Below are 14,340 nucleotides of genomic sequence, written 5' to 3'. Positions count from 1 at the left end.
ATCCTTCGCTAGAACGTAGGGATTCTGCTTCTTGAGTTTGGACCGCTAAGCTTACTTCTGATTCAGTACACGATACAAAATGATAGCTGCTTGTGCACGAGTGGAAGTTCCAGTCGGATTGAACGTATTGTCATCAGAACCTCTGATGAGCCCTTTGCTGACTGCATATGCAACGGCAGCCTTCGCATCTTGTGAAATACGGGCCTCATCCTTGAATCCAAGTGATGCATTCACTTGGGAGAGATCGGCCTGCAGTGCTTGCGCCAGCAAGACGACCAGCTTCTCACGCGTAATTGGATTCCGTGCCCCAGGCTCAGCAATTCGCTGCTCCCATGTCTTGCCGCTGTTCGTCAAGCGATCAAGCAAGGAGACGAATTCAGCCTGAGTAATGACATCGTTCGGTTTGAACGTGTCTAAGCTGTCTTTACCATGCAGCAGGTCATGGGCGGCGATCACTTCGATTTCATCCTTCGCCCAATGTACAGCAATATCGCTAAATGGCCTTACATGCTCTGCGATGGTATAGGTACCGTATTGAGTTGCTTCGAACGTGACCGATTTTTTGTCGGCCGCTTGTGTTCCTGCCAATGTGTATTTCCAAGAGTTAGCCGTATCTTGCGCGAGTGAATAGACACCTGCCCTGCGAATATCCTTCGCCATCTGTCAGCTTGAGTGTAATTCCAAGCGTCACACTCTTCGCATCTTTAGGGCCGCGGATGGTGAGCTTTGGAGAGGTGTAGGTAGCTTCGCCACGCTCTTTTGCGAACCCTTTATCCTTGTGGTCAGACAGGGAAAGCACAAGCTCAAGTCCGTTTGAGCCGATAAGATCAGCTACCGATTTATTCGGAATGACAATGTCAAAATCAGTTCCAGATAGAAGCAAGTCCTTGCCTGAATCCTGCAGCTGCTTCGCAGTCGACTTGTCCAGTGTTAATACGACCTCACCATAATCTTTCGTGTGTAAGTCGCTGATTTCGAGTGAGACCTGCTTGGCATCCTTGTCCTGTAGCTGCTTTTTCACAGCATCTGCATTTATCGCGAATACTGCGTTTACCGTACTATCCTTCTTCGTCTCTGTCAGTAATCCCGCCTTCAATTTCTTGCCTGATGGAACCTGAACAGGCGCAGTTGAAGATGCAGAACCCCCTGATAAAGAAGATGAAACTGGCGGCGTTGGCCCTGGAGTCGGAGCTGGCCCTGGACTTGGATCTGGTCCTGGATCCGGCCCTGGCCCTGGATTCGGCTCGGATGGATTGGCGATTTCTATCTTAGAAGATAAGACCTTGTCTATTGGAATTAATTCGTTGTTCTCATTATACAGCTGCACATTTTCAAGGTTAAACTCATAAGTTCCTTCTTGATTGCCAGAGAAGACGAGCGTTGCAATATCGCCCTCTTTCTCAGACGCACCGCCGCTTAGGCTGACGCTGTAATTCAATCTGATCTTGCCTCCAGGTTCTTCAACTCTATCCTCTTTAATGATCAGAGGCGTACCTGGATAGTGCTTATCTTGATAAGTAGCCATCGTAACACTTGGTTCCACACCCAGCAACGTTACCTGGCTGTCATAAGTAAGACTGAATGAAGCAGAGTATACAGCTTCTGCAACAGAATAATTAACCTTAACGTCAAATAGGTTTCTAGTCGGCACTTTAGATCTGCTGCTTCCCGCATAGACGATATCTTTATTGTCGAACACGATATGTTCGGCAGGAGCTATAGAACCGTTTAATGCAGCGTCATACACGAATAGATAGAAATCATTGTTGCCTGGTTTCAACGGAACCTCAATTGTAAATGTTCCGTCCTTGTTAATAACGCCGTCATGCTGCTTGCCTGATCCATCTAATGCAGCTGTGAAAATATATTCATTAAACTCGTTAGGGAATAAATCAATGAATAAGTCCTTCGTAATTTTCCCACGGATAATACCCGTGCCTGGATTTGTTTGGTTCCTAATAAGAGAGGGATCATCCAGAGTAAATTCTGGTGCTTCACGATCAATAACAAAAAATGATTTCTGGTCTTCGAACTTCTTACCGTTGATAATTGGAGCGAACTCGTACCGCCCATTCGGCAAGGAGACAGCTTTTCCGTCTTTCCATACCGTCCCATTCCAATTCTGATATCCATAGATACTCGGCTTGTGAAGCATGCCTTGGCTGTCATAAAAATCGCCCATGTATGTTCCATATACCGCGTCTGTTACTGAAATCTTGAAATCATCCAGCTCTGTGGTTACATCGAAATAAGCTTTTGCTGTCTGAGCAGGAGAAGATTTGCCGCCTGGTGATAAATACATAGGCTCCATTTTAAGGTTTGTAACTGGTGCAATTCCATAGTTATCCCCAACAAACAGGCTTACAGGAAGGTGCAGCTGGTGATGGGTTGTTTGCTCAGTTAAGGTGATGCTGCCTTCATAGCTGCCGGTAGTATTTTCTGGAACCGTTACCTTAACCCGTAGGCTTCCTGAACCATTTGCAGGTACAGTTACCGTATTCGAGGTGAACTGCAGGTTGATACCTTTGCTTGTTCCGCTCCAGGAGCTGCTGATTGTATAGGTTTGATCCGTATTTGCAATATCCTTAACGACAATTTCTTTGGAGTGGGTGCCTGCTGGAACCAATCCAAAAGATACACTTCCTGTCTCATACGGGATACTTTGGCCATCGCTTGTTGCATTGGTTGTTGCTTCAACGAGAGCAATGGCTGTAGCTTGAATAACTTGATTGAGATCCACTCGTCCAGCGCCCTGTTCGGTTACGGAGTATAATTTATGATCGCGGTCTTCTATGGTTTTAGCGTTATTCATCAAGAGAGCTTTCAGTTCGTCTGTTTCTATCTTGTGATGATACTTCTCCAGCAGCAGGGCAGCGGCGCCAGCGATGTGTGGGGCGGCCATACTTGTTCCATTATTAGCTTCATAGCCTTTCGACGCATAGTCTCCATCCCACGCTGGTACGGAAGAACGTATCGCAACACCTGGAGCAGTGATGTCTGGTTTAATCATATAGTCCGGAAGAAGAGGCCCGCGGGAGCTGAAGTCCGCTAATAGATCCTCCTCTGGAACGGTATCAAAGGTAACCGAGGTTATCCCTTTATCAATGTTCTTCTTTAGTGCTTGACCCGAAGCTTGGGAGAGGGTGTAGGTAGGAACGTATTGACCTCCTTCTCCAAGCGTTGCCCCCAGCTCACCCGGCTTGTTGTTGAAAATGATGAGCGCTGCAGCTCCAGCATTGGCTGCGTTTATTGCTTTGTCCCGGAAACTAATATCGCCGCCGCGCGAGACGAGCACCAGCTTGCCGGATGCGTTGATATATTTGTAGTCTTCAGGCTTGCCGAAGTTGGCATATACCGCCTCGAATGATGTGCCCTTATTCGTGATTTCTGGAGCGTATGCAGGCAGTTGGGCATACAGCAATTGTTGAATACCTGGAGCCTTGAAGAAAGGCGTAATCATCGGAGTTGTAGAAGCTCCTACGGATATTGGAAGGTGAGCTCCGCCAGGTGAGCCAAGCGTTCCAAGATTAGGACCTTCGTTGCCTGCTGCCATTACAACGGTTACACCCGCACGTACTGCATTGTTGACGGCAACTGAATCAGCCGTATAAGCGTTGTTGAATGTTCCGCCGAGCGACAGGTTGATGACGTCCATCTTATCTTTAATTGCTCGATCAATACCAGCAATAATATTCTCTGTATATCCACTGCCGTATGGTCCCAGTACCCGGTATGCATATAAGTCAGCTCCAGGAGCGATGCCTCTGACCCATCCAGTCTTTCCGTTCGGGTTGTTAGGGTTGCCACGACCCACAATCGTGCCTGCTACATGGGTTCCATGTGTTGTATGGTATTCCTTTCCGTCCGCTCTAGGTAGCTTCGTCGGATCAGGGCGGGTTTCCATCGGATCCTTGTCGTTATCTACGAGGTCCCAACCGCCCTTAAAGGCATCCTTTAAGCTAGGATGGTTATAATCGACACCTGTGTCTAACACTCCAACCTTAATGCCAGCACCCGTGACGCCGATGTCCCATAATACATTCGTACCAATATAGGGGGCGCTTACATCCATGAGTGGCTTGAATACACTCCCGTCGTCAACAGGTATATTATATTCCAAGTTTGGATAGATGGCTTTTACGTTAGGAAGCTTCGCTAAGCGATCCACTTCATTAGCTGGAATGCTCACGGAATATCCATTGAGTGCGGCCGTATATTCATGGCGGATTACCGCTTTCGAGTTTATCCGGGCTTGCAATTTAAAGGTGTTTTGCTCGAGTTTAATTTTCTTTTCTTGATCGTCAGCGGAAGGAGCAAAGCTTTGCCCTTGCTCCGCTTGGGATAAGGCTAGGGGTTCTGTGTTTAATTCGACGATGACGGTTATCGGCTTATTGCTGTCGGACTGAGGAACAAAGTTGTTGCCTGTTTTGGTTGGTGATTCGGGTTGGCCAGGAAGTTGGAGCTGTGGAGACAGGTTGGAATTGACCTTTGGTATAACCTGTTCTTTCGAAGTAATTTCTTGCGCATAAGTGTGTGATGAGGCTGGGAATAGCATGGCGGCTACCATGGCGATGCTAAGGATTCCCGCTAATTTTCTACGTATCGTATGTAATTTCAAGCTGCAACCTCCCTTTTGAAATGGTTAGTGCTGTGCCTGCGCTCTATCAATGATGCAAACGATCTGAATTCAGACCCCCTTATAAAAGTAATATGACCCATATGTTGCCATTAAGGTTAGTGACTATTTTAACTCACGATTCATAGTTTAAACATGGGTATTTTGGCCTATTAAAAGAGGTTCAATATAGAAAAATAGTATTATAGAATTTGTTATTGGGCAGAGGGTTGTGGTAATTTACTCCAATATACTCTTACTTGATTGGTCTACGGGCCGTACTAGATTATGGTACACTACATAGTATAGTACCATCTAAACTATTGATAGCTAAGCAAGGAGATATAGAAGATGAAGCTTATATCCTGGAACGTGAACGGGTTGCGCGCTTGCGTGAATAAAGGTTTTATGGACTACTTTCAAGAGATGGACGCAGATATTTTCTGTGTCCAAGAGACGAAGCTGCAGGAAGGGCAGATTGAGCTTGATCTTGGGGAGGAATATTCGCAGTATTGGAATTATGCGCTCAAGAAGGGATATTCCGGCACGGCTGTATTTACGAAGAAGAAGCCTCTGACGGTTCGCTATGGCATCGAGGAGAATGAGGAGCCGGAAGGCCGCATCATTACACTTGAATTCGAATCTTTCTTCTTAGTCAATGTGTACACGCCGAACTCGAAGCGTGATCTCTCCCGTCTGGAAGAACGACTGGAGTGGGAAGAGCGATTCCGCGGCTATTTGCAGCAGCTGGATGCGTGCAAGCCGGTCATCGTATGTGGCGACTTGAACGTTGCTCATCAAGAGATCGATTTGAAGAATCCGAAGTCAAACCAGGGCAATTCCGGATTCACAGCAGAAGAGCGGGAGAAGATGACCATCTTACAAAACGCAGGCTTCACAGATACGTTCCGGCATTTCTATCCGGATCGGGCGGACGCGTACAGCTGGTGGTCGTACATGCCGAAGGTGCGTGAACGGAATATCGGGTGGCGCATTGATTACTTCCTCGTATCTTCGAGATTGAACGATTTCTTGGTAGATGCTCGTATTGACTCGGATATCTTGGGCAGTGATCATTGCCCGGTTCATTTGATAGTAGAGGATATGTAGCTGGATAACAAAAGCTAGAAGCAGGAATGAAATCATTGGAATCATAAATCAATAACAGAAGGCCGGAGACCCATACAGAGAGGGGATCCGGCCTTTTCCTATGTTGCGTGGAGAACACGCTTCGTATATTCCTCTGGGGTAGCGCCGATGATACCCTTGAAATCCTTGATGAAGTGGGATTGATCATAGTAGCCAAGATCTATGGATAGTCTCGTCAAATCTTGATAGGAACCGTAGTCGATTGTTTCTGCGGCATCGTGCAATCGATACAGTCGAATGACCCATTTAGGCGTCACACCCACATATTGCTGGAACAGTCTTTGCAGCTTGCGCTTATTCACCTCAAATTGTTCACATACATGATCGACCTTCGTAATATGGCGATCGCCCTGAATACGGTCAATGATGCGATTGAGATAAGCCACGTTGTTGTCTCTAGCGGGAAGATGCGCTAGGAAGAAGGCTTCTGCTGCCGCGGCCATATCCTCATCCTCGTCCTCGGATAGAACAGCCTGTTCAAGTTGACGTGCATCAGCTTGGAACACATCTTCAAGACGCAGTGAACGGCCTGTGATCTGAGAGATGGGCTGGCCTGCGAACGGATAAAATCCTCCTGGCCTGAATTTGATGCCCAATACCTTTCCCTTGCCCTCCAGACGATGGGAATATCGGTACTGTTCAACTCCATAGATAGCCGTTTGACCATGCTCAATGACCATATTAACGCAAGGGTTAGGAACAATCCCTTGTTCGTATGGAGGCTGATCGGTTAGATCCCAGCGAATGATCCAGAAGTGCTTAATAACATCACGCAATGGGTCAGAGGGTACATGGCGCGCAAGCGTGAATTTCTGTTCGCCTTGCTTCATGTTCAAAATGCCCATGCTAGGCTTATGGATTGTGGGCTGCATAAGTACGATGCGAATCACTCCCGAAATCAAGATTGAAGGACAATGGACTTGTTGATTGAGCAAGCCCCTGTTATGTGCCAACCGTTACAATGTGCTTAATTCCTGTGGACTGTCGTGTTTTTACAATACAAGTTTACGGGCAATATCTATAATCATAGTAGCAATAGATGGGAATCACCGCAATGCTGCTTAGTTTGGGAACGAGCAGTCAGTCATTTTGCAAAGGAGTGAAGGTAAATGGAAGCATTAAAGTATGAATTTTATATTGGAGCATCGCCTGAGAGTGTATGGAATTCGCTCACGTCTCCAGAAGGAACGCGTAAAATTTTCTTCGGTTGTGTACTGAAATCGACCTTCGAAATTGGAGCTCCTTATGAATATGTAGGTCCAGGCAATGAAGGCGACGAGACGCTGCATGTGTATGGACGCATTTTGGCCTATGAACCGAACAAAGTGTTGAGCTATACAGAGCATCCAGGGCCCTCTTATCGTGAGAATCATGCAGAGCTGGAGACTCGAATTACCTTCACGATTGACGAGGTTGGCGGCTGTACACGGTTAACATTGGTCAATGACAACTGGACGGAAGGACATCCATCCTATGAGAGTACGAAGGGACATTGGTGGATGATACTAAGCAACATTAAGACATTGGCTGAAACGGGAAAGACATTGGATTTTGGCTGGTAGAATGGCAAAGAGAGTCGACGTTATGTCGGCTCTCTTTTGCTTTCCATAGGTTAGACGGATTCACTTTCCTGGTAGAGTTTTTCGATGCAATCCCAGCATATTTTCTCTGGCTTCATATTCACTTCGATGATCCATGGCTTTAATTGTTGATCGATACCGATATCAATACCGAGCATCTTCACTCCGGGATATTTGGTCTCAATCACTTCACTTGTACGCGCACTGATCCGATTTAATTGCTCTTTCACATTGCGCAGACTGACCCAATTGGTATGCGAGGATAATAACTTCTCAATCGACATGGAGCTTCCGCCGCTGCGAATATTTGTCACAATTTTGTTAGGCTGGGCGACACGGCCGAGAATGCCTTCGTTCTTCCAGCTATCGTCCTCCTGCTTCCTGACCATAATGCGCAGATCGAAGGGGCGATCTTCCCATTGCATCAAATCAATCCCCTGCTGCACAATATATTTTTTGCTTGTCTTCTTCGCCAGAATGAAGGGATATAATTGTTCTTCCGAATGGAAAGTATGCTGCTTCGTTCCGTGATGGACATGGAACTGTTCTGATCCAGAGGAATCCATTGACCTGCTTACCTTCATGACCCCTTCACCGAAGGCGCCCTGATTCGGCTTCACATAGATTGTTGGATACAGAGATAGCATGAATGATAAAGAATCCTTATCCAGCCTCAATGTCTCTGGCAAATGCCCGCGCAGTTCATGATCCTTCATCAATGCGAGGTGATGTTCCCACTTTGGTCCCTTTGGCTCGACTACAGAACGTGTTTTAGCTGCTGTCTTTCTCGCCTTTCTCTTCATGGAGTCTGATCCTCCTCCTGTAGGTGTTTACCCTATCCTATTCGTCTGACTGGGACCTTGCCCGTATTGTTCGTTTTTTTTACACATTGTTGGGTAGCTGAATAAACTATGGGCAGGAAGGAGTGAGCGTCTTGACGGTAATCAAGATTGCCGCGGTAGGAGATATATTGATGAAGAGTGAAATCATTGGCTCAGCGAAGCAGCCTGACGGCTATCGATTTGAACCGATTTTCGAACAAGTAGCTCCTTATATACAGGAGCATGATTTTGCGATTGGCAATTTGGAGACGACATTCTCGGGTGCAACCTGGCATGATGACGGCATCTTGAAACAGAAGGGAAGCAATCGTTGGAAGGAGCAAAGACATCCTGTCACACGGTATCCGATCTTTAGCTGTCCAGATGAATTGGCACCTGCACTGAAGCGATCAGGATTTGATTTCTTCTCGACTGCAAACAATCATTGCATGGATGGGGGCGGGAAGGGGCTAGCCCGAACACTTGATGTTCTTGATCGCCATGAATTGAAGCACACGGGTACCTATCGTTCAAGGAGAGATGCGCAAACATCCATGATCATACCTGTAAAGGGAATCAAGCTAGGCATTGCTGCGTATACGCTGGGTACAAATTCAATCCCTGTCCCGAAGGCGTGGCAGGTCAATCGCCTGAATCCGAGCAAGATGCTTGCTGATGTCAAGGCGTTGAGAGAGCAAGCAGATCTGGTCATTGCCTGTTTGCATTTCGGACAGGAATATCGAACAACGCCGACGGCAAGGCAGCGCAGGCTCATGCAATTGCTGTTCCAACACGGTGTAAATGCTGTGCTGGGCGCTCACCCACATGTCCTTCATCCCGTCATCTCCAAGAAAATGAAGGATAGGTACGGTCGCACTCGGCTCCGGGTGGCGGCTTCTTCGCTAGGAAATTTCCTGACAACGAGATTGAAGAAGAACCCGAAGACGCTGCAAGGGATGATCTTATCGTTAACGATTGAGAAGAACAAACAAGGGATTACGGATATTACCAAGATCGATCAGAGACTGACAACCGTGCAACGAGTAGAAGAACAGGGACGAACCGCGTTCTCGATCATCCCCGATTAATGGACTGACCCCTAAAGGGTGTGCAGTTGAGGTCGAACAGTAAAATAAGAAGGGGCAATTATTGCTCCTTCATTCGCGTTGCTGGGGTCATTAGCAAAGATTCTCCTGTTTTCCTTTTAATACAGCCTCTTCCCGATTGCCTACATTCAGCTTGGAATAGAGGATAGAACAATAGTTTCGTACAGTGCCTTCACTTAAGAAGAGTTTTTTCGCGATTGACTTGTATCTAAGGCCCAATGATAGATGGTGCAATACTTGGTGTTCACGCTGTGTAAGTCCATATGGATTGTCTTGAAAATGACCCGCGCTATTTTCTATGTTGCTCGTCTTTGATTGCTTCATGCCTGCAAATACTTGCTCCGCAATGCCTTCCGCGATCCACGTCCCGCCGTTGTTAATCAATTTAATGGCCTCAATCAGTTCTTTAGGATGGACGGACTTCAGCATATAGCCGTTGGCACCATGCTTAAGGGCCGTCATCGCTTGCCCGACGTCTGGAAAAGTAGTCAGAAATGCAATTTTTAAGTCAGGCCACCGCTGCTTCATCGTTTGAAGGGCGGTAATCCCGTCCATTTTCGGCATTTTTACATCCATAAGCACTAGATCTGGATGGAACCGCTCGCACTGTTCAAGTGCTGCCCGCCCATTGGAGGCCGCCCCGACCACTTCGAATTCAGGGTGCTTGGTCAATAACACATGCAAGCTATGCAGAATCGATTCCCGATCGTCTACGATAAGAACTCGCACTGCAGCGTTCGGTGCTGGCATGATGAGAGGTGCCTTACATACGACTACCGTACCTTCTCTAGGCATGGAATGAATAGACACATTCCCGCTCAATGCAAGCAGGCGATCTTTCATACCCGAAAGTCCATAGCCGTATTGTACCTGCTCCATCCCTTGGCCATTGTCTTCGATATGCAGACGGAGCCATTCTTCATCGTAATATAGCGAAATATCTATGGAGGTGGCTTGTCCGTGACGTACAGCATTTGTCAGGGCTTCTTGCAAGCATCGGTACAGGCAGAGACTGACGTGCTTCGTTACAGGGCACTCTGTTCCCAACACGCGGAATTTTACCTTGATGCCTGTCGAGGTATAGAAGTCGTTCGACAGCTGATTTATCGATTCGCTTAGGGTTCCATCCATCTGATCGGGGGATAGATCATGCAGATGTGTACGTATATCATCGAGCCCTTTGCGAGCCCGTACTATTATTTCTCCATATCTATCGCCGTGTGATTCAGGAATGGCGGGACGTATCGATTCCAATCCCATAATGATGGATGTTAACGTGTGCCCGATTGTATCGTGGAGCTCGTGGGACAGCCTGCTCCGCTCCTCGATCAAGGTAAGCCTCTCTACTTGGGTCACATGATGCTCGAGCACGCGATTCTGCTCTTGAATGATGAGACTTTGCTTATGAGTGAGTGCCAGCAATTGAAAAGCAAAGCCTAGAAAGTAGGCTAACCCGTTGTTCGGCAGGTATCGGAGTAAAATCTCATCCATTGCTGAATTAACGGCCATGCCGAGACTAAAGGGAATACAGATCACAACCAGGGGAGCGGTCCACCATAGCGAATTGCGGCTGCTTAAGAAGCCGAATACAAAGGCAGCCATAAGAAATTGCCAAGAAGCTAAAGGCAAGTAGGCACTTATCCAAATACTGAAAACGCCGACAAGCAAGATTTCCACAAGCATGTGCCATTGTCTTCCGAAGCGCAGCAGCAATGGAAGAGGATAGACGAACAAGGCTAGCGTACAGAGCATCCACATCGCGTGAGGGAACTCTTCACGGAACGCTAGTACGATGACCGACGCGCTGAACAGCCAATAGATTCGAGTGACAAGAATCGCCCAATCGTACCACGCCCGCTGCTTCGTCCACGGCATTGCTATATTCAATGTTAGCACCTCATTTCATAGTCCCGATAGATTCTGCAATGTATTGATAACAACTATGACGACAGTCAAGAGGCGATTACGTCATCCATGTTACTAGAATTTAACGGCAGAACGGGATGATACAGCGCTTGTCATATCATGACATTTTGTCATATGAACCCCATGTCATGCCCCTTTGCGCGAGCATATTGCCTAGTAATTTGTCATAAGTGACATTTCGTTACTACGAAATATGACATTTTTCAGATAGATTGAGATTAATTCGCGGGCATTAAGCTTCTGAATCTACCGAGTGCATGAGGTATGCCGCGATTCTACAAGAAAAGAAGAGGAGAGGATTCTATGTTATTTCGAAAATGCTTATTGGCGAGTTTTTCTATGCTGCTTGCAGGATCCATGCTGCTGAATACTTCGGCAGCTCGGGCACAGGATGTGAGAAACAATTGGGCTTCGACACAAGAAAGTCAAGTAAACCATCTACCCAATGAGAAGCATTCACTTATCCAACAGACGATGGATGACCTTGTGAAGCGTAAGGAAGTTCCCGGTATCCTAGCACAGGTTGTAAAGGATGGACAGGTGTGGTCGTATGGGGCGGGCCAGGCAAGTATTTATAGTGATCGTAAGATGGATCCGGAATTCCATTACCGTATTGGCAGCATTACGAAAACGTTCGTCGCAACTGTAATGCTTCAATTGGCGGAGGAGAACAAATTGAGTCTGGATGATTCCGTGGAAAAGTGGCTTCCGGGCGTCGTTCAAGGGAATGGATATGATGGAAGCAGCATTACGATTCGGCAGTTGCTGAATCATACGAGCGGCATTGCCAATTATACATCAGAAGACTTCATAAAGCGGATCATAGTAGAGAAGCCTTATCAAACGTATTCCGCGGATGAATTGATTCGGCTTGGCTTGGAACAGAAGCCGCTGTTCGAGCCCGGCAAGGGATGGAGCTACTCCAATACGAATTATGTATTGGCGGGAGTTATTATCCAGAAGGTTACGGGTAAAACGTACGGCGAAAATATCGAGGCACGCATTATTGCAAAATTGGGGTTGAAAAGTACCTCCGTTCCAGGCACGCTGTCCTCTTTGCCAGATCCACATGCACGGGGATATATCACATTGGGAGCCAAAGGATACGTCGACTTCACGGAGCTCAATCCTTCATGGGGGAACGCAGCGGGCGACATGATTTCAACCGCCAAGGATCTGAATGCGTTTTTCAGTGCACTGCTAGGCGGAAAGCTATTGTCAAAAGAATCGATGACACAAATGCTGGATGGTGTGGAGAGCCCTATCGGTCGGTATGGTTTGGGTATTTATGAAGTAACGAAGCGTGCGGACGGAGAGTCGGTATGGGGCCATAGCGGGGGCATTCATGGATTCGGTTCGCAAAGCGGGGGGACGCTTGACGGCAAGCATGTCATGAGTGCTAATGTCAATATACTTCAGTTTGCAGGAACCCCGACTAATCCCCATGATGAAATCTTTCGTGCCGAGTTCAATGGCATCGATAAGCCGTAAATAATCATTGTCATGTCTGATAAAAAGGACAAAGAATACGGCCGTCTTAAAGACGGCTGTATTTTTTATGTTACTATCAGCATTGGTGGAAGAAGGTTAGAATGTTTGACGTTAAATGATGGGTTGGAGTTTGGTGAGATTCTACTTAAGGGTTTTTCTTAATGACGATCGACAGCTTGTAATTTGCATATTGATTCAATTCCACGAGGAACGCATCTAGTTCCTCATTGGAGGGAAAGCGGCACTCCATCATATAGCAGCATTCACCGCTAATTTTATAATTATGAAGAATATAGGTCTGCTGTGTCTCGACAAAGGACAAGAATGGGCGATGATCCGGCTGCTTTGTATAGATTTGAATAAATGCTTGTACGGGATACCCAGCCTTGGCTTGATTCAATTGAATCGTATAGTGTTCAATAACGCCTTCGTCTTCCAGCTTCTGTATGCGATTCGCCGTTGCTTGACCTGTCATATGAATCTTCTGTCCCAGTTCCTTCATCGAAACTCGTCCATTGCGGGACAGTTCCTCAATAATGCGTTGATCCGTAGAATCCAGCATCGTAACAACCTCTTTCATTAATCAAGTATTTGACGTCTAACACTTGATTCTGTATATGTCTTCCTATCTTCAATCATATTATCCTATTCATAGGAAGAGCAAAAGAGGCTCGCTTGCCACAGGAGGAATGTTGGATGAACATTACACAGATTCGCAATGCTACGATGATTATAGAGTACGGAGGTCAGAGGCTGCTGGTTGATCCATTTTTGGCCCCTAAGGGGACTTACCCAGCATTCCCAAATACACCGCATGCGGAGCTTCGCAATCCGCTTGTTGAGCTGTCGACTCCTATTGATGAGATCATTCAAGTGGATGCCGTCATTGTGACGCATCTTCATCTTGATCATTTCGACGACACGGCAAAATTGGTATTGCCTAAAGAGATTCGCATTATTGCCCAAAACGAGCAGGATACTCAAGCTATTCGCGATGCGGGGTTCCATCATGCCGAGGCGATGAATGAACATACCTCCGTAGGAGGAGTTCGTTTGCAGCGCACAGCTGGCCGGCATGGCACAGGAGAAATTGGAGAGCGGATGGGCAGGGTATCCGGCTTCGTTCTGTCACATTCGGGAGAGAAGACCTTGTATGTCGCGGGAGATACGATCTGGTGCGATGAGGTGGACGCTGCGATCCAGCAGCATCGCCCGGAGGCCATTGTTGTTAACGGAGGTGCAGCTCAATTCCTTATCGGTGGCCCAATCCTCATGACTAAGGAAGATATTTATCGGACACATCAGGCATCGCCGGAATCTATCATCATTTCATCGCATATGGAGGCGGTGAATCACTGCTTGCTGTCGAGGCAGGAGTTGCGTAGTTATGCTCAAGAGAAAGGGATTGCGGATCAAATCCTCGTTCCGGAAGATGGCCAAGTCATAACGTTGTGATGTATATGATGATGTTATCGTACGAGATTAGACAATTGTAATTGTGCGTACAGCTTTAAAGTTATGTTCGAGGATTGTTCATTTACGGTACCTTGAAAATCGTTACAAAGAAAAGGGAATAATGGATTACGTATAAAGAGTGGGAAAAGCTGTCGGATACCGACAGCCAGGCTGTCGAGAAAGTCTCGACAGCTATT

The 14,340-nt window shown here is 46.9% G+C and carries 11 protein-coding genes; 5 read left to right on the top strand and 6 right to left on the bottom strand.

Annotation, left to right across the window (positions count from 1 at the left end; all coding sequences use genetic code 11):
- Positions 1-51: 51 nt before the first annotated feature.
- The gene (locus tag BBG47_RS16820; RefSeq protein WP_175400555.1) at positions 52-588 is read right to left on the bottom strand and encodes an S-layer homology domain-containing protein; all 537 of its coding nucleotides are present in this window, start codon (positions 586-588) and stop codon (positions 52-54) included.
- Between the two features lie 16 nt (positions 589-604).
- Positions 605-4,618 (bottom strand): S8 family serine peptidase, encoded by a 4,014-nt coding sequence (locus BBG47_RS31085; protein ID WP_065292644.1) that lies wholly within the window; start codon positions 4,616-4,618, stop codon positions 605-607.
- A gap of 348 nt (positions 4,619-4,966) precedes the next feature.
- Here BBG47_RS31085 and BBG47_RS16810 point away from each other — a divergent pair, with 348 nt between their 5' ends.
- On the top strand, positions 4,967-5,725 hold the full coding sequence (locus tag BBG47_RS16810; protein ID WP_065292643.1) for an exodeoxyribonuclease III: 759 nt from the start codon (positions 4,967-4,969) through the stop codon (positions 5,723-5,725).
- 98 nt (positions 5,726-5,823) lie between these two features.
- On the opposite strand, the gene BBG47_RS16805 is transcribed toward BBG47_RS16810, so the two are convergent.
- A complete protein-coding gene (locus BBG47_RS16805; protein WP_254659843.1) occupies positions 5,824-6,594 on the bottom strand; it encodes an AraC family transcriptional regulator in 771 nt (256 codons plus the stop codon).
- Positions 6,595-6,873: 279 nt separating this feature from the next.
- Between BBG47_RS16805 and BBG47_RS16800 the strand changes: the two genes are divergently transcribed.
- Complete coding sequence (locus tag BBG47_RS16800) at positions 6,874-7,326, top strand: SRPBCC family protein (RefSeq protein WP_065292642.1); 453 nt, start codon at positions 6,874-6,876, stop codon at positions 7,324-7,326.
- 50 nt (positions 7,327-7,376) lie between these two features.
- On the opposite strand, the gene BBG47_RS16795 is transcribed toward BBG47_RS16800, so the two are convergent.
- Positions 7,377-8,147 (bottom strand): YheC/YheD family protein, encoded by a 771-nt coding sequence (locus tag BBG47_RS16795; RefSeq protein ID WP_065292641.1) that lies wholly within the window; start codon positions 8,145-8,147, stop codon positions 7,377-7,379.
- Between the two features lie 122 nt (positions 8,148-8,269).
- On the opposite strand from BBG47_RS16795, the gene BBG47_RS16790 reads away from it, so the two are divergent.
- A complete protein-coding gene (locus BBG47_RS16790; protein ID WP_254659842.1) occupies positions 8,270-9,253 on the top strand; it encodes a CapA family protein in 984 nt (327 codons plus the stop codon).
- 90 nt (positions 9,254-9,343) lie between these two features.
- Here the strand turns inward: BBG47_RS16790 and BBG47_RS16785 are convergent, their stop codons facing one another.
- Positions 9,344-11,158: a helix-turn-helix transcriptional regulator gene (locus tag BBG47_RS16785; RefSeq protein ID WP_083189375.1), complete on the bottom strand. Its 1,815-nt coding sequence runs from the start codon at positions 11,156-11,158 to the stop codon at positions 9,344-9,346.
- A 342-nt stretch (positions 11,159-11,500) separates the two neighbouring features.
- Between BBG47_RS16785 and BBG47_RS16780 the strand changes: the two genes are divergently transcribed.
- On the top strand, positions 11,501-12,688 hold the full coding sequence (locus BBG47_RS16780; RefSeq protein WP_065292639.1) for a serine hydrolase domain-containing protein: 1,188 nt from the start codon (positions 11,501-11,503) through the stop codon (positions 12,686-12,688).
- A gap of 145 nt (positions 12,689-12,833) precedes the next feature.
- Here the strand turns inward: BBG47_RS16780 and BBG47_RS16775 are convergent, their stop codons facing one another.
- Positions 12,834-13,250, bottom strand: coding sequence for an Lrp/AsnC family transcriptional regulator (locus BBG47_RS16775; RefSeq protein ID WP_065292638.1), 417 nt, complete (start codon positions 13,248-13,250; stop codon positions 12,834-12,836).
- Positions 13,251-13,384: 134 nt separating this feature from the next.
- On the opposite strand from BBG47_RS16775, the gene BBG47_RS16770 reads away from it, so the two are divergent.
- Complete coding sequence (locus BBG47_RS16770; protein ID WP_065292637.1) at positions 13,385-14,143, top strand: MBL fold metallo-hydrolase; 759 nt, start codon at positions 13,385-13,387, stop codon at positions 14,141-14,143.
- The last annotated feature ends 197 nt before the right edge of the window (positions 14,144-14,340 follow it).

The sequence above is a fragment of the Paenibacillus sp. KS1 genome (genome assembly GCF_001680695.1).
In the GTDB taxonomy this organism is placed as follows: Bacteria; Bacillota; Bacilli; order Paenibacillales; family Paenibacillaceae; genus Paenibacillus_B; species Paenibacillus_B suaedae.
Note: the sequence above shows the minus strand (reverse complement) of the source record. Positions and strands in the feature narration are given on the sequence as shown.

Coding starts and splice junctions, on each gene's coding strand:
- BBG47_RS16810 (WP_065292643.1), top strand. CDS start 4,967: ATGAAGCTTATATCCTGGAACGTGAACGGGTTGCGCGCTTGCGTGAAT.
- BBG47_RS16805 (WP_254659843.1), bottom strand. CDS start 6,594: ATGAAGCAAGGCGAACAGAAATTCACGCTTGCGCGCCATGTACCCTCT.
- BBG47_RS16800 (WP_065292642.1), top strand. CDS start 6,874: ATGGAAGCATTAAAGTATGAATTTTATATTGGAGCATCGCCTGAGAGT.
- BBG47_RS16795 (WP_065292641.1), bottom strand. CDS start 8,147: ATGAAGAGAAAGGCGAGAAAGACAGCAGCTAAAACACGTTCTGTAGTC.
- BBG47_RS16780 (WP_065292639.1), top strand. CDS start 11,501: ATGTTATTTCGAAAATGCTTATTGGCGAGTTTTTCTATGCTGCTTGCA.
- BBG47_RS16775 (WP_065292638.1), bottom strand. CDS start 13,250: ATGCTGGATTCTACGGATCAACGCATTATTGAGGAACTGTCCCGCAAT.
- BBG47_RS16770 (WP_065292637.1), top strand. CDS start 13,385: ATGAACATTACACAGATTCGCAATGCTACGATGATTATAGAGTACGGA.